The organism is Pseudomonas sp. GW821-FHT09C09 (assembly GCF_059418105.1).
Window position 1 is genome coordinate 832,008 of the sequence record NZ_JBWKPF010000002.1, and the last position, 15,541, is coordinate 847,548.

Consider the following 15,541-nt stretch of genomic DNA (forward strand, 5'->3'; position numbering starts at 1 on the left):
TGCCGCAGGTCGGCGACAACCTGCTGTTACGACATAGGCGGTTGGCGAGGGACGCGACCGAACCGATGTCACACAAACTTCATGATTGAGGTGTAATTGCCCGCCCCGGCCATCCGTGACGAGCAAAAAAAATGGCAGCCCCGAAGGGCTGCCATTCGTGTTGCGGGTTAACGCGAAGCTTACAAAGGACGACCGATAGCGTTGCACACGCTGGCGTTGTTGATGTCCAGGTTGTTGCCGCTGGTGTTGGTGATGAAGTTGGCGGTAACGGCGTTTTTCCAGTTGGTCGGAACAACGCTGAAGCCGTGGCTGATGGTCGCTGCAGCGTTGCCCGGCACGCTGTAGTGAGTGGTCAGGAAGGATTTGATGTCAGCGGCCACGGTTGCATCCTTGTAGCACTGGCCGAAGATCAGGTTGGTGTAGGCAGCGATCGGGTAACCGCTGGATGGGTTGGCGACAACCGGTGCCCACTGGGCAGGGTTGGACGGTGTGGTTGGCAAGGCAACCGAAGACAGTGCGGTGGTCACGTTACCCGGGGTCGGCTGCACGCCGTTGACGCGCGATACCACAGCGTTGCTGCTGGCGTTCACGCCGTCCGGACCGACATAACCGATGGAACCGTCAACCGCGTTCACCGCAACAGCGACGTCAGCAGTGTTGGCAACGCCGACAAAGCTCGATGGCAACGCGGTACCGGCTGGCAGCAGCGAGTTGGCGAAGGTCGAGTTGACCGAGAACTTGGTGTTGCAGACGTTGTTCAGGTGACGGGTGAGGATTTCCGAAGTGCCGCTGGAAGTGGTGCGGTAAACCACACGAACCGGGGTGGCATCGGAGTTGCCCAGCAGTTGACCCCAAGTGGTTGCAGTACCCGAGAACACGTCGCACAGCTGCTGGCTGGTCAGGTTCAGAGCGGTCTGGCCGGCCTTTTTGTAAGGGATGGCGACCGAAGTGGCGACCGATGGCAGTTGGATCAGCGGGCCGTACGAAGCACCGAAGTTGGTGTTGTAGGTGCTGATTTCCGAGGCGCTGAGGATCGAGTCGCTACCGGCGAAGTGTACCGAACCGGTGGCGCTGAACAGAGCCGAGTTGTTGGTCAGGAAAGCGGTCTTGCCAGTGCCGCTACCGGTGCCGGCGTAGGTGAAGTTGGCTGGCAGGATGCTGTTGCTAGAGCCTTTGTACAGAGCAGCAGGCAGAGTCGCGCCACCACCGGTTACGTTGGCGGCCATGGCCTGGGCGGAAGCCAGGGCAGCGACGGTCAGGGAAGCTGCGATCAGAGTGCGCTTGAACATGAAGAATCTCCTTTTCAACTAGGTTGGGAACACAGGTTTTCGGATTGCTTGCATGACACTGGGAGGACTCACCGCTGACCTTCGCAAGCGGGGTCCGTGGTTAAGTCGCACTGAGAAATTCGCAGTTTCCGGTGACAGATAAAGGAAAAAACCTCGGGAGGTGCGAGGTGATTTTCGAGGGATTTTCTCGGGTGTTCTGCTGGTTATCCGGAGTGTCTGCGGCGGGCTTTTCGAGGGAATCGGCCACAGCCCTTGAAGGGCCGTTGCAGATGACAGAAAGGAGAACCCGAGGACGGTTGCTTCCGCGCTCGGGTGATAGTTGGACGAGAGGAAAAAAGATTGGAAAAGTTTACTGCACCAGCTGATTGATCTCGATGATCGGCAGCAGCACCGCCATGACGATCACCAACACCACCCCGCCCATTACCACAATCATCAGCGGCTCCAGCAATGCGGTCATGCCCATCGCCCGGCGTTCGATATCGCGGGACAGGGTTTGTGCCGCACGCTCGAGCATCGGCGGCAGCGCACCGGTTTTCTCGCCGCTGGCGATCAGGTGAATCAGCACCGGCGGGAATACGTTCTCCACTTTCAGCGCCGCCGCCAGGTTGACGCCCTCGCGCACCTTGGCGGTGGCCTCATTCACGCTCAGGCTCAGACGATCATTGGACAAGGTCTGCCGCGCCGCCTCCAGTGCCCGCAACAACGGCACCCCGGCGCCGCCGAGAATCGCCAGCGTCGAGGCGAACCGTGCGGTGTTCAGCCCCAGCACAAACCGCCCGATCAGCGGCAGCTTCAGCACCCGATGATGCCAACTCAATCGCGCCGCCGGATTGCGCAGATACAGACGCCAGCTCCAGAAGGCACCGGCCATGATGCCTGCGCACAACCAGCCCCACGCGCGGATGAAATCACTGGCATTGAGCATCGCCAGCGTCAGCCCCGGCAGATCCTGCCGCGCCTGAGAAAACGCGCTGACCACCTGCGGCACCACGTAGCTGAGCAGGAAAATCACGATGCCGATCGACACCAGCCCGACCACGCCCGGATAGATGAATGCGGTGAGGATCTTGCCGCGCAGGTTGTTGCGTTCCTCGATGTAATCCGCCAGCCGTTCCATCACCTGCGCCAGATCTCCGGACTCCTCGCCCGCCGCAATCAGCGCCCGGTAAATCTCCGGAAAATCCCGTGGCCGTGCCGCCAGCGCTTCGGCCAGGCGCATGCCGCTGCGCACGTCGGCACGAACGGCGCTGAGGGTGTGGGCGATGTGTTTTTTCTCGGCCTGTTCGACCGTGGCGCTCAGTGCAGCTTCCAGCGGCAGACTGGCGCCGAGCAGGCTCGACAGTTGCCGCGTGGCCCAGGCCAGATCGTTGTCCGAGAGCTTGGCGCTGAACAATCCACCACCGCCGTGCTGGGAAACGTTGCTTTCCTTCTCCACCGCCAACGCCGTCAAGCCGCGACCGCGCAGCACGCCAAACGCAGCGCCCTGACTGTCCGCCTCGAGATGCCCGGATTCGATCTTGCCGCTGGCATCGGCGGCTTCAAAACGATAGCGATTCATCAGGCGTCCCGTGTCACACGAAGGATTTCTTCCGGCGCCGTGGCACCGCTTCGAATCCAGCGTTCGCCGTCCTCGCGCAGGCTGAACATCCCGGCCTTGCTCGCCGCTGCGCGCAACGCCTGCTCCCCTGCCCCTTGGTGAATCAGCGTGCGGATGTCGTCATCGATGCAGAACAATTCGTGAATGCCGGTTCGGCCGCTGTAACCGGTGTGATTGCACGCCGCACAACCGACCGGGCGCCAGGTGCCGGGCGTCGCCGGATCTTCCTGTTTGCACTGATTGCACAGCCGTCGAACCAAGCGCTGGGCCAGAACCCCGAGCATCGACGAGGCCAGCAGAAACGGCTCGACGCCCATGTCGACCAAACGGTTGACCGCCGACACCGCGTCGTTGGTGTGCAGGGTCGCCAACACCAGGTGACCGGTCAGCGAAGCCTGCACCGCGATCTGCGCGGTTTCGAGGTCGCGGATCTCGCCGATCATGATGATGTCCGGGTCCTGCCGCAGAATCGCACGCAAGGCCAGGGCAAACGTCATGTCGATCTTGGCGTTGACCTGAATCTGGCTGATGCCCGGCAAGTCATATTCCACCGGGTCTTCCACGGTGAGGATGTTGCTGGTGCTCGCATCGAGTCGCGCCAGCGCCGCATACAAACTCGTCGTTTTGCCGCTACCGGTCGGGCCGGTGACCAGCACGATGCCGTGGGGCTGACGGATCAGGTGATCGAGCTTGGCCAGCACCTGCGCGTCCATGCCCAGGGTTTCCAGATGCAGGCGTCCGGCCTGCTTGTCGAGCAGACGCATCACCACCCGCTCGCCATGGCCGGTGGGCACGGTGGAAACACGAATGTCGATCGGCCGCCCGGCGACGCGCAACGCAATGCGCCCATCCTGCGGCAAGCGTTTTTCGGCGATATCGAGCTGGGCCATGATCTTGATCCGCGACACCAGCGCGCCGTGCAACGCCTTGCGCGGCGAGACCACGTCGCGCAGCGTGCCGTCGACCCGGTAGCGCACCACCGAATGGGTTTCGAACGGTTCAATATGAATGTCGCTGGCCTCGTCCCGCGCCGCTTGCGTGAGCAAGGCGTTGATCATGCGGATCACCGGCGCGCCGTCCTGGGTGTCGAGCAGGTCGGTGATTTCCGGCATGTCCTGCATCAGGCGATCGAGATCGACTTCGTTTTCCGCCGCCCCGACCACCGCTGCTGCGCTGCCGGTATCGGCATAGGCCGTGGCGAGCAAACCGTCGAGTTCCTCATCGCGCACCCGCTCAAGTTTCGCCGCGCCGAACTGCCGCCGTACTTCGCTGATCGACCAGCCCGGCGTCGACGGGCACACCGTCAGCACGCCGTCACGCAGCAGAATCCGCTGCGCCTTGGCCCAGGCGTAAGGCAAGCTGCTCATAACCGCGGGCCTGCTTCAATCGGCACAGCCTTGATGACCGCGCGCGGCCCGGAAGTCGGAACGGCTGCCGGCACACCCTGCGCAGCGGTCGGCAATTGCGGCGCCTGCATGTCCGGCATCGCCCAGCTGCGTTCCGGTTGCAGACCGCCCTGAGCGCGGCGCATGAAGTCGTAGCGGTTGAGGGTGATGCTGCGGCCCGCCGCGCTGTCGCGGATGATGTACGGGCGCAGGAACACCATCAGGTTGGTCTTGGTGATCGAGCGACGTTCATTGCGAAACAGCGCGCCCAAACCCGGAATGCTCGACAGCCATGGCACTGCGTCATTGCTCTGGCTGTAGCCGTCCTGCAGCAGACCGCCGAGCACCATGATCTGCCCGTCATCCAGCAGGATGCTGGTGTCGATCGCCCTTTTGCTGGTGACGATCCCCGCCGAAGTCGAAGCCGCCGAAGCGCGTTCGTCGATGCTGCTGACTTCCTGATAGATGTCGAGCTTCACCGTGCCGCCCTCGGAAATCTGCGGCCGCACGTTGAGCTTCAAGCCGACCTCTTCGCGGGTCACGGTCTGGAACGGGTTGTTGCTGGTGCCCCCGCCGCCGGTGACATAGCTGCCGCTGACAAACGGGATGGTCTGACCGACGAAAATGCTCGCGGCTTCGTTGTCCAGGGTCAGCAGGTTCGGCGTCGACAGCACGTTGGTACCGCCCTTGCTCTTCAGCGCCCGGGCCAGCACTTTCAAATCGAGAATCTTGCCGATGCCGGGGATGTCGACGGTGCCGTTGACGTAGCCGAGGTTCAAACCTTTGGGCAACACATCGACACTGGTCTTGCCGTTGACGTTTATCCCCGAGCCGCCAAGGTTGGCGCCGCCGATCACGCCATTACCGGCCAGATTGCCGGTCTGCCATTGCACGCCGAATTCGCTGGCATCGTCCTCGCCGACTTCGACGATCAGGCTTTCAATCACCACTTGCGCGCGGCGCTGGTCGAGCAAATCGATCACTTCACGCAGGTTGCGGTACAGCGGTTCCGGCGCGGAAATCAGCAAGGTGTTGGTGGTCGCGTCGGCCTGAATGGTCACGCCGCCGGCGCTGAAGGCCACGTTCTGTTCGCTGTTTTGCGCATTGCTGCTACCACTGGTGGCGCTGCTGCCCTGAGCGTAGCTGCCGCCGGTGCTGCCGTTGTTGGTAGTTGAAGTCGAGCCGTTGGTTTGCGTGCCGCTCTGGCCGTTCTGCCCACCGTTCGAATTAGTGGAACTGCCCATGGCGCTGAGCACCGAACGCGCACTGTCGCTGGTGCCGCTGTCGCTCTCGCCGGTCAACAGTCCGCGCAGGGCCTGCGCCAGTTTGCCGGCCTGGGCGTTGCGCAGATACACCACGTGCAGATTGCTCGGGTTGCTCTGGGCGTTGTCGAGTTTGTAGATCAGGTTGCGCGCCAGCTCCGTGCGCTCGGGGCTGCCGGCGCGGATGATGATGGTGTTGGAGCGCGGGTCGCCGATCACCGCGATTTTCTGGGTCGGGTCATTGCCCGGTGCGTCGAGCAGGTCGGCGACCATCGGCGCGATGTCGGCGGCGATACCGTTCTGGATCTGCACCACGTCGGTGTCGATGGCGGTCGGGGTGTCGATGGTCTGGATCAACTGGGCGACGCGCGTGAGGTTCTCGGCGTAGTCGGTGACGACAATGGTGTTGTTGCCCGGATAGGCGTTGATCGGGTTGTTCGGCGACACGATCGGGCGCAGCACCGGGATCAGGTTCACCGCGTTCTCGTATTGCAGGCGGAACGTGCGGGTGAGCATGCCGTTGCCGGCCGGTTTGTCGGCGCTGTAGATCGGCCCGCCGAGCAACTTGGCGTCGGCCTCTGGCACCACCTGCGCCACGCCGCCGACATCCACCACGCTGAAGCCCTGCATGCGCAACGCCGCCAGCAGCATGTCGTACGCCTGATGCGCCGGCACCTGACCTTCGGAGACCAGCGTCAGATTGCCCTTGACCCGAGGATCGACCAGAAACTGCTGGCCGGTGGAGCGCGACAACGCCCGCACCACCGCTTGAATATCCGCGTCGACAAAATTCAGCGTCACCGGTTGATCGCCCAACGGATTGGCCGGCAACGTCGTGCCCCGCGCCGAACCGCCACTGCGAGCGCGTTCGGTGATGTTGTGCAATTGCTTCGGCGCAGGTCTGGCCTGAGCCTGCGCCCGCTCGCGGTCGAGCACCGCGTCGCCACTGCGCTGGGTGTTGGCCAGCGGCCGGCCGAGTTCGCTGTCCACCAGCAGCGGCGGTTGATTCGGTGGTGTGGTGTTGCTGCACGCGCTCAATGCCATCAACAGCATCGGCAACGCCATGCGTTTGGATCCTGACCCCTTCATGAAGCTTCCTTAGCGCCCAGCGCCTGATCCATGCGTACGGTGCCCGACAGAGTGCCGGCCGTGTCATCGGTCGCGGCGTCGTCTGCGCGTTGCAGACGGGCCTCGACCACTTGCAGTGAAAAATTCCGGGGTTGGCTCAGCAGCCAGTCGAGCACGGCGTCGGCCGGTGCGGCGTCGAAGGTCAACTGCCAGCCGGCGGATGCGGCCGCCAATTGGTAATGGCCGCCCAGTCCGCTGGCCTGCAAGGTCTGTTGCAGCGACTGCTCCAGGCTCTGCCCGTCGGGGCGCACGCTGACGTCGCGCAACAGCACTTCCAGCGCTTCGGCCTGGGCGCGCAATTTCGGGGTTTCGACTTGCGAGGCGGCGATCTTCTTCAGCGGCGGTTGAACCAACGCCACCCACACAAACAGCCCCAGCAACAGCGCCGCCATGCCGCCGACCATGCGTTTTTCCCGCACGGCCAACGGCTGCCAACGGGCCTGCAACTGAGCATTGAAGCGCTGCCAACCGGCGCGGTATTTCGCAAGCGAGGGGCTATTCATCTTCGGCTCCGCTGCTGTCGTCGTTGTCGGTGGCGGCGGTCGCCTCGCCGGCCGGACGCAAGACCCAGCCGTCGTCATTCGGGCTGATGCTGATGCCAGCCTGGGCCAGCGAGCCTTGCCAGTCCTTGTCGTTGCCCGAACGCCGGGCCTCCGGCAGCAGACTCAATTGCAACGCGCCGTCGACAAACTCCAGCCGCTGCACCGTCCCGGCCATGGACGGCATGCCGCTGCCAGCCTGCAACACCAGCCGCGTGAAATCCTGCCCCGGCGCATCCACCGCGCCTTGCTGGCGCGCAGCAATTTGCTGACGGGCCTGTTGCAGCGGATTGAGGATCACCGGCAACTCGGGGAACGCCTGCTTCACCCGCTGCGCCATCTGCGCCTTGAGCTGCTGGCCCTGCCCGGCCTCGCGGGCGGCGTACAGGTTCAAACCGATCACCCACACCGCCAGTGCCAGCGCACAGCAACCGAGCGCCCTGCCCCAACCACGATGCTCGGTGCCCGGTTGCTGAAGGCCGCCGTGCAGGCCCCAATTCGGCAATGGGCCGGCGTTTCGCTGTGTGTCGGTCAATATCGATTGCACCGCTTCCGGCGCTCCATCACCGATCCAGTGCGCCGGCAGACCGGTTTCCAGCAGCCACGCTTCATCAATCATCGGCTGCACCTGCGCCGCATTCGGGCCATGGCGCAGCAACAGATGATCGTCGTGCAGGCAGCCAACGCCGCCCGCCATCACCGGCAAACTGTAGGCCGCCGGGTACAGACCTTTGAGGTTCAAGCCGAATTGCCCGAGGTACTGCAAATCCTTGCGTGCTACCCAAGCAATCTGCACCTGGCCGCTTTCATTGCGAGCACTGTGGGCGATGTGCATCTCGGCGCTGTCACCGAGCATCAAGGCCTGCGCCGCACATTGCACCGCCGCAGCAGTTTTGTTCGCGGGCAGCGGCGGCAAATCGATGCTCGCCAGCAGGCTGTCCGACGGGTGCAGAAAACATACCAGCGGTTGCTTCGGCAGCGCGCCAAGTCGCACGCGTTCCTGGCGTGTGACCTGCCCCTGACGATCCAGCCACGCACACTCCACTTCACTGTCGAGACTCAGCTCCGCCAGTGGCGGCAAACTCACGCGCAACTGGCTCATACGCCCACCCGCGACCAGATCACCTGCGGCAAACGATCCTGACTGCGATGCAGCAACGCATCGAGGCTGACCCGCCGCTGATCACGCCGCGCCTGCCCGCGCAGCCGGAACCAGTCGCTGGTGATGCCGACCTTGACGCTGGTGATCTCCAGTTGCGGCAGTCGCAGACGATTGACGAAATCCCCGCGATTGACGAACCAGCGCCCGGCGTCACGCTCATTGATCAGCGCCTGCGCCCGCTCCAGCGACAGCCCCGGCACATAAGCCGCGAGCACTGGCGCCGTGGCGGTGTTGCCGTTGAGCCAGGTGGTCGCCGGAATCACCGTCAGGTACGGCGCCAGCTTCGCCAAAACCGCATCGTTGACCCCGTCGACACTGCGCAGATCGTCAAGCGTGCGCAGCATCGGCAAGGTCGGCGATTGCGGTTTGCGCGACGCGGACGGCGACGTGGCGCGCCCACTGTCGAAGGTGTTTTTCGCCACAGGCTTGTCCACCACTTGGGCATTCAACAGGTGCGGATAAGAGCCGATCACCCGCTGACTGATGCGGCGGCTCAAGCCGCTGCTGACACCAATCAACTCGCACAAGCGCTCGAACGCCTGCACCTGCGCATCATCGATCCGCTCGTTGGCCACCAGATTGCGCAGGTTGAACTTGCCCTGCTCGTCCTCCAGCCGCCCCTCGAAACCCTGGGTGTTCAAGCGCTGCGCCCAGGGCTGATCGAGTCGGGTCAACGGATCGCGCTGCCGCGCATCCCACAACAATTGTCGGCTGATCTCCAACCCGCCGTGCAACACCCAACGGCCCTGCACGCGCAGTTGTTCGGCTTCCAGCGCCCGGGTCGAAACGCTCTGGCGCGTCAGCATGCCGGCGGCGATCACCGCGACCACCGCCGCGATCAGCAGCGCACTGATGATCGCCATCCCCTGCTGGTTCGATTGGCTGTTCATGACCGGCCTTACAACTGCCAGGAACCGATGTCGGCATTCACACCGTCGCCGTCAGGCTGGCCGTCGGCGCCGAGGGAAAAGATGTCGATCTCGCCGTTGGCGCCGGGATTGAGGTACTGATAAGGACGACCCCACGGGTCATTCGGCAGGCGCTCCAGGTACGAGCGCCAGTTGGTGTTCTTCGCATCGGCCGGCCGCTCCACCAGCACCTTCAGGCCCTGGCTCTGGCTCGGGTAAGTGCCGTGATCGAGGCGATACAGCTTCAGCGCCTGCATCAACCCGCCAATGTCCTGCTTCGCCGCCGTGGCCCGCGCCTGATCCGGCCGGTCGAGCACCTTGGGCACCACCATCGCCGCCAGAATCCCGAGAATCACCACCACCACCATGATCTCGATCAGCGTGAAACCCTGCTGCCCACGGGGCATCCGGCTCGGTCGACTGGGCTGTTTGAATTGCGCGATATCCATCTCGTCATTCCCTGGCTTGATTCGATTCGACGCGCAGTGTTGCAAGAAGATATGTCAGGGATGTTGAAAATCCTCGGGTGTTTTCGTCGTCAAGCCGTCAAGCACGGGCGTTAGCGTCAAGGGCTGCCCGACTGCCCGAGCCCCCGATGCGCACCCCCTCCCCGCAAGCCGGATTCACCCTGATTGAAGTGCTCGTCGCGCTGGCGATCATCGCCGTCGCCATGTCCGCCGCTGTGCGTGTGGCGGGGTTGATGACGCAGAGCAGCGGGGTTTTGCGGGATCGCTCGATTGCGATGATTGCGGCGCAGAGTCGGATGGCTGAACTTCGGTTGGAAGGGAAATTGCCGATGGGGGTTAAGGCGATGGAGTGTGATCAAGGGAGGTTGTTGTTGCGGTGTGAGCAGGTGATCGGGGGGGCGGAGAATGGGCGGTTGCTCAAGGTTGGTGTGCATGTGTTTGATCGCAGCCATGAAACGCCGGCGTTGGCGAGGCTGGAGACGTTGCTGAACAGTCCTCAGGACTGAAGATTGGGTTTGTTTAAACGAGAGGGCTGATCTATTTTCCGAGATAAATCAGCCTCTCTTTTTGTCAATCATCTCTTCTCGGTTTGATATTCAACATGTGAAATATTGATGGTAATTCCTTTGTTGGCCGTGGCCATTCTGGGCGAGGCTAAATCATAGACCACCCGAAAGTCTTCACCGATACGGCTCTCGGAAATTACGTTAAAACCGTACTGCGCCCGAAACCAAGTTACCAAGCTAGTCACATCAGATGGCACATTACGCACTAAAACTTCTGCTGTTGTTCCCATATCGCAACCCCTCCCACAAAGTAAGTTTCATTTATCCAGAACATTAGACAACAAGCACCATGATCAAGGGTCGACAGGCTCCAGCCAACTGTCATTTATTACAGTCTTTTATATCGATTTTGAATTACCAGCCAGTAAACATATTCCCGAAAAGAGCATTATTTTATTTACTGCAAAAGTGTGTACCGCCAGCTATCGGATTAGTTTGTGACAATCAGATAGCCCCAAAACTTTTGACTGCTGCACTCTAAGTTTTCCTGCTGGTCCTTTCAGAAAAAATTGCCGCCTTCTATTTCATATGTTTAACTAAATCGTCGAAACACGTTTAAAGACACCAACCGTTACTTCCTGAAGGCTACAACGCCTTGCGTCATTGCCTACGACTGCGCCAGAATCCGCCGGCTTGTGCGTCCAGGGTGCGGGTTTTATCGTTTCCGGGTCACTGAAAAACAGTGATCGGGTTTGGTAGCCCGCACATGAGAGTTGCACAGCATCACCATTCGCGGCGTCGTTTCGTCTCGGCTTTATGGTGGTCATGCACAGGGCACCTTCGGGTGCGCCGGGTTCCTCATGTGCCGGTCTACCAACCTGAGCATGGCCGCCACCTTCGTTTGGTAGCGAAATTGGATGGCCTCCCTTTTTGAAGCATGAGGAGTTACATCTATGATCAAGCCAACACCCAACCCACCAGAAACCGATCCGGTTTCACCCTACAAATTCCCCGACTCCCGAACCCTCAACGAGGCCGCCGAACGCGCCCTCGACCACTACCTCACCCCACAACAACGCATCATGGGCAGCCACACCAAACACGACCCCATGTTCCTGGCCAACCCCGCCTACAACAGCGAATCCCTCCTGGCCAACGCCAGCGAATCCCTCGATTCCGCCAGCGAAATGCTCAGCAACTTCGCCGCGATTCTGGAACCTGCGCACCGCAAGACTGCGCTGGGGATTGCGCAGGTGGTTATGGTTGCGGGGCTTGCTGTGAATCAGGCGTTGGATCATGTTGAGGTGAAGACGTGATCGGCTGAGCGCTGTAGCTCAACAGCTAGAAAGAAGTGGCCGAGGTTGTCAGCTGTAACCAACAACTTCGGCCAATTGAACAGTGCAATTGTTCCCAGCACGGCTTTAGACTCTCTGTTTGGTCGCGAGTACCATAACGCCCCTCGCATTATGCGAAACCTTGGAAAAGGTAAGCTGTAATTACTCAGAATTCTTCCAACCACGGCAACTCAACATCAACCTCACATTCTTCGTCGCTTATTGACAGCCCTAGATTTATCTTCTCTGGTATTGGAGTCGTTATACTCGACACATTGACTTCGATAATTGCCGTAATCTCCTCGCTTGAGCCCCTTTCTTCGGTTCTTTCAAGATCATCCTCTACAATTCTAAGTTTCCTCGACCAAATAGTAATCTTACTCACTGAAATTTCGGCTTTTTCAAAGCCTTTTTTGAGGTCACCTGCGCTTACGATACTGGGTGCCGTTACTAAAACCTTCCTGATCATATGGAGTTTTCCTTTGATGTTTAAGTACACCTCAAGCGTCCTCCCAGATGGGCACTAATGCCAACTGTCAGAAATATCAGGTAGCTAGACGTATTTGAGATAGTCATTACAGCGAATGGCTTCTACGCCAAGGCCGCGCTAGATATTTAGAGAAATTGGTAAGGACCAGATAAGGGGACAGTCTCTGAGGGATCCTGCGTATGGTCGCCCCCCTCGTTTGGTAGCGAGGGGGATTGACTCCAATTCAATCAGTACTGGAACAAAGGTGGAACAACGGAACAAAGGAAACTGATTTATTTTATGGAAATAATCAGTCCCCTTCTTTACGTTTTGGGTGTCAGTTGAAAAGAGTCGGAATAAAGCTCCAGAGATCATGGAGCACGCCGACAACAGATCTATAGGCCAGAAATCCGGAGTCGGGATGATTGCAGGCAACGTTTCATATCTTTGTCCGGTTTGTGGATACACCGGGCTTGAAGAGGCTCCGTACGACGAACTGGGCTGCTCTTCGTTTGCCATCTGCCCGTGCTGCGGTACGCAGTTTGGCTACGACGACACGACCGCGGCTCATGCTGAATTGCGTAGATCATGGATCTCCAGCGGGATGCTCTGGTGGAGCGAAGCGCAAGCGACGCCGAGCGGTTGGGACCCGATAAGGCAACTACAGGCGTTCGAAAAAGACATCCAGGTATGAACCTTTCGCCGCACATGGTCAGGTAGGAGACATTGCTCCCAGACCAAATAAACGGATGTGACAAGGATGACTATGCTATCGGCTTGCCCTAGCCGAAAAATCGTCAACCGATGCCGTTTACGAAGCAATGGAGTGCGGGATGAAAATCATCGCTTTTGTAGCTATCTATCTCGCCGGTGGGATTGCCCTGTTTCCCCTCCTCGACCTCTTTCGTCCGGTAGGCATTTCTCTCGACCAATTCTATTCGGAGTTTTACCTCAGCTCCGGCGTTGATGTGGCACAACGGCTAAGCCTGAGCTTCATCTACGCAAGCGCGTTTCATCTGGTGCGGTCTGCCTTGTTTTCTGAATCCGCAAAAAGCTGGGTGCACACGACCAACATCAAAGACCTTTGCTATCTCGCCTTACGGTGTTTGAGTACTTTTTGCATCAGCCTGGTGAGCCTCGGACTGGTTGGAAAAAGCACGCAAAAAGCGCCCTACACGGACTTTCATCAGTATTTTACTTTTCTGGTTATCTGCATGCTCGCGGGCGCTTGGGCGTGGGGGCTCAAGGACTTTTTGATAGGCGTCATTTATTACGTCGCAAGAAAAATCACGAGAACGACGGAATGAAGGAGCGCCGAGTTATTCCGGACAGGAAAATTGGCCTCCTTTTGCCATTTGTTTAACCAACTCCCAGATGCTCGTTTAAAGACACCCTCCGTTACTTCCTCAAGGCTACAACGCCTTGCGTCATTGCCTACGACTACGCCAGAATCCGCCGGCTTGTGCGTCCAGGGTGCGGGTTTTATCGTTTCCGGGTCACTGAAAAACAGTGATCGGGTTTGGTAGCCCGCAGCGCTGACGCATTGCGTCACCTCATGCAGTTGCATTCATGCGACTGGATTTATGGTGGCCATGCTCAGGGCTTCTTCGGAAGCGCCGGTTCCAGTGCTCCGGTCTACCAACCTGCGTATGGTCGCCACCCCCTCGTTTGGTAGCGAGAGTGGTTGACTCCAATTCAATCAGTACTGGAGTTACATCAATGATCAAACCAACACCCAACCCACCAGAAACCGACCCGGTCTCCCCCTACAAATTCCCCGACTCCCGAACCCTCAACGAAGCCGCCGAACGCGCCCTCGACCACTACCTCACCCCACAACAACGCATCATGGGCAGCCACACCAAACACGACCCCATGTTCCTGGCCAACCCCGCCTACAACAGCGAATCCCTCCTGGCCAACGCCAGCGAATCCCTCGATTCCGCCAGCGAAATGCTCAGCAACTTCGCCGCGATCCTGGAGCCTGCGCATCGCAAGACTGCATTGGGTATTGCGCAGGTGGTTATGGTTGCTGGGTTGGCAGTGAATCAGGCGTTGGATCATGTTGAGGTGAAGACGTAAGCGGCTGAGAGCTGTAGATCAATAGCTAGAAAGAAAATGGCCGAGGTTTTCAGGTCTAACTGACAGCCTCCGCTAAAGGGACGGTCCAGTTTTTTCCGACACGTTTCAACGACAGATTCAGACATCACCCATTTCTGCGATTCACGGTCTACTCCTTTTGGCCATTAGCGTCCGTTGCCTCTGCTCCGAGCGTCTAGTAAAAGGACTTATCCAATTCCCGATACTGAAGCGAATTTATGAATAACGGCCATGGTCAACGTGTTTGTAATCGATGTGGCGAGCTCATTACGGCTTACTGTCCATCGGTTGAAACGCTAGCGATCATCGGGGTCTTCCACAAGAAGGGTGACCAAGCCGTAGTAGATGAGATAGTCCGTCGAGAAAATATTGATCCGGATATCGTTTGGGAATACTTCCGCCATCGAATGTCACCTCTGTGCGAGCAAAAGCTTGCCCACTGCCCACACTGCGGAGGGCAGTCGAGGACTTGGCGTGCGCGCCAATGCATGCATTGTTTTAGAGACTGGCACTGACGCAAAGCTGTTATCGAGTTGCCGGATGCGCCTTCATAGCCAGATAGCGGCGACGCGGGTTAAGCAACAAAAAGGGGACCGATTGAAATGAATCAGTCCCCTTTTTCACGATTCGACTCGCTCGCGAAGGCGCCAGAATTGATACCAGCTTAATCAGCAGGTGATCCCGAGGTCTGCTTTACCGGCAATTGCAAATTATCCAACGCCCGATTCACCGCCAACTCTCCGAGCATGATCAACTGCGCAATGCCCACCAACGCCCGACGCTGCGAGGCCGGCACCAGACTGGCGATGTTTTGGGCAATGGTTTGGGCCGAAGCGAGAGTTTCACTGGCATCAATCAGCAGTTCTTCGTTTTTGTTGTCCGCAGTCACGGCATACATCCCGCGGGTTCTGCGTGGGGGCGGCGTGGAGCCGGGCGGACAGAGGTAATGGTCGAGCGCGCGGTCGGCGGCTTCGTGGAGTTTTCTGGAATCGATGGATTCGTAGGGGGAAACCGAGTCGGTTTCAGGCGGGTTGGGTGTTGGTTTGATCATGGTGAAGCTCCATTTTTATACCTGGTGGAACCACCAACACCTGTCGCTAAACAAGTAAGGGTGGCAGCTGTACGCGGGTTAGCGAACCGAGAGGTATAAGACCCGGCAGACCCGAAGGTCTCCCACGCACAGCCACCATATCGTCATCGCAAAAATCTGCGACAAACGGGAGCGTCGTTGAACTTATACCTGGTCGGGTCGCTAAACCCGGTCGCTGGGTTGCCAGCGACACGTAGACGATAAAGACCAGGTACAAAGCGCACAAGCCGGCGGATTCTGGCGTAGCTGTAGGCAACGGCGCAAGGATATGTAGCCTGAGAGAGTGTCTGGAGATGTCTTTT

Annotated in this window: 16 protein-coding genes; 5 read left to right on the plus strand and 11 right to left on the minus strand. The window is 59.4% G+C overall.

Features of this window, described 5'->3' with window-relative positions; all coding sequences use genetic code 11:
- Positions 1-179 precede the first annotated feature (179 nt).
- From AC07NR_RS08700 to gspG, 8 genes are all read right to left on the minus strand, one after another.
- On the minus strand, positions 180-1,289 hold the full coding sequence (locus AC07NR_RS08700; RefSeq protein WP_248740672.1) for a substrate-binding domain-containing protein: 1,110 nt from the start codon (positions 1,287-1,289) through the stop codon (positions 180-182).
- Between the two features lie 349 nt (positions 1,290-1,638).
- Positions 1,639-2,850 carry a type II secretion system inner membrane protein GspF gene (gspF, locus tag AC07NR_RS08705; protein WP_495078350.1) on the minus strand — a complete coding sequence of 404 codons (1,212 nt, stop codon included), beginning with the start codon at positions 2,848-2,850 and terminating at the stop codon, positions 1,639-1,641.
- On the minus strand, positions 2,850-4,256 hold the full coding sequence (gene gspE / locus AC07NR_RS08710) for a type II secretion system ATPase GspE (RefSeq protein WP_495078351.1): 1,407 nt from the start codon (positions 4,254-4,256) through the stop codon (positions 2,850-2,852). Before gspE ends, gspF begins: the two co-directional genes overlap by 1 nt.
- Positions 4,253-6,625: a type II secretion system secretin GspD gene (gene gspD, locus AC07NR_RS08715; RefSeq protein WP_495078352.1), complete on the minus strand. Its 2,373-nt coding sequence runs from the start codon at positions 6,623-6,625 to the stop codon at positions 4,253-4,255. Before gspD ends, gspE begins: the two co-directional genes overlap by 4 nt.
- Positions 6,622-7,167, minus strand: a complete 546-nt coding sequence (locus AC07NR_RS08720; protein ID WP_495078353.1) for a type II secretion system protein M — start codon at positions 7,165-7,167, stop codon at positions 6,622-6,624. The genes gspD and AC07NR_RS08720 overlap by 4 nt, the downstream gene beginning before the upstream one ends.
- Entirely contained in the window at positions 7,160-8,305 is a 1,146-nt protein-coding gene (gspL, locus tag AC07NR_RS08725) for a type II secretion system protein GspL (RefSeq protein ID WP_495078354.1), read from the minus strand. The genes AC07NR_RS08720 and gspL overlap by 8 nt, the downstream gene beginning before the upstream one ends.
- Positions 8,302-9,255 carry a type II secretion system minor pseudopilin GspK gene (gene gspK / locus AC07NR_RS08730; RefSeq protein ID WP_495078355.1) on the minus strand — a complete coding sequence of 318 codons (954 nt, stop codon included), beginning with the start codon at positions 9,253-9,255 and terminating at the stop codon, positions 8,302-8,304. Before gspK ends, gspL begins: the two co-directional genes overlap by 4 nt.
- 8 nt (positions 9,256-9,263) lie before the next feature.
- On the minus strand, positions 9,264-9,722 hold the full coding sequence (gene gspG, locus AC07NR_RS08735) for a type II secretion system major pseudopilin GspG (RefSeq protein WP_085610505.1): 459 nt from the start codon (positions 9,720-9,722) through the stop codon (positions 9,264-9,266).
- A gap of 146 nt (positions 9,723-9,868) precedes the next feature.
- On the opposite strand from gspG, the gene gspI reads away from it, so the two are divergent.
- Positions 9,869-10,246 carry a type II secretion system minor pseudopilin GspI gene (gspI, locus tag AC07NR_RS08740; RefSeq protein WP_495078356.1) on the plus strand — a complete coding sequence of 126 codons (378 nt, stop codon included), beginning with the start codon at positions 9,869-9,871 and terminating at the stop codon, positions 10,244-10,246.
- A gap of 68 nt (positions 10,247-10,314) precedes the next feature.
- Here the strand turns inward: gspI and AC07NR_RS08745 are convergent, their stop codons facing one another.
- Positions 10,315-10,536: a hypothetical protein gene (locus tag AC07NR_RS08745; protein ID WP_495078357.1), complete on the minus strand. Its 222-nt coding sequence runs from the start codon at positions 10,534-10,536 to the stop codon at positions 10,315-10,317.
- A gap of 663 nt (positions 10,537-11,199) precedes the next feature.
- Between AC07NR_RS08745 and AC07NR_RS08750 the strand changes: the two genes are divergently transcribed.
- Positions 11,200-11,562, plus strand: a complete 363-nt coding sequence (locus AC07NR_RS08750) for a DUF6124 family protein (protein WP_096820019.1) — start codon at positions 11,200-11,202, stop codon at positions 11,560-11,562.
- A gap of 184 nt (positions 11,563-11,746) precedes the next feature.
- On the opposite strand, the gene AC07NR_RS08755 is transcribed toward AC07NR_RS08750, so the two are convergent.
- Positions 11,747-12,049 (minus strand): hypothetical protein, encoded by a 303-nt coding sequence (locus AC07NR_RS08755; RefSeq protein ID WP_495078358.1) that lies wholly within the window; start codon positions 12,047-12,049, stop codon positions 11,747-11,749.
- A gap of 421 nt (positions 12,050-12,470) precedes the next feature.
- On the opposite strand from AC07NR_RS08755, the gene AC07NR_RS08760 reads away from it, so the two are divergent.
- The 3 genes from AC07NR_RS08760 to AC07NR_RS08770 all read left to right on the plus strand — a co-directional run bounded on the left by AC07NR_RS08760 (position 12,471) and on the right by AC07NR_RS08770 (position 14,131).
- Positions 12,471-12,743 carry a hypothetical protein gene (locus tag AC07NR_RS08760; protein WP_495078359.1) on the plus strand — a complete coding sequence of 91 codons (273 nt, stop codon included), beginning with the start codon at positions 12,471-12,473 and terminating at the stop codon, positions 12,741-12,743.
- Between the two features lie 139 nt (positions 12,744-12,882).
- Positions 12,883-13,356 (plus strand): hypothetical protein, encoded by a 474-nt coding sequence (locus AC07NR_RS08765; RefSeq protein ID WP_495078360.1) that lies wholly within the window; start codon positions 12,883-12,885, stop codon positions 13,354-13,356.
- 412 nt (positions 13,357-13,768) lie between these two features.
- Positions 13,769-14,131: a DUF6124 family protein gene (locus AC07NR_RS08770; RefSeq protein ID WP_096820019.1), complete on the plus strand. Its 363-nt coding sequence runs from the start codon at positions 13,769-13,771 to the stop codon at positions 14,129-14,131.
- Between the two features lie 682 nt (positions 14,132-14,813).
- Here AC07NR_RS08770 and AC07NR_RS08775 read toward each other — a convergent pair.
- On the minus strand, positions 14,814-15,200 hold the full coding sequence (locus tag AC07NR_RS08775; RefSeq protein WP_085730684.1) for a DUF6124 family protein: 387 nt from the start codon (positions 15,198-15,200) through the stop codon (positions 14,814-14,816).
- Positions 15,201-15,541: the final 341 nt, after the last annotated feature.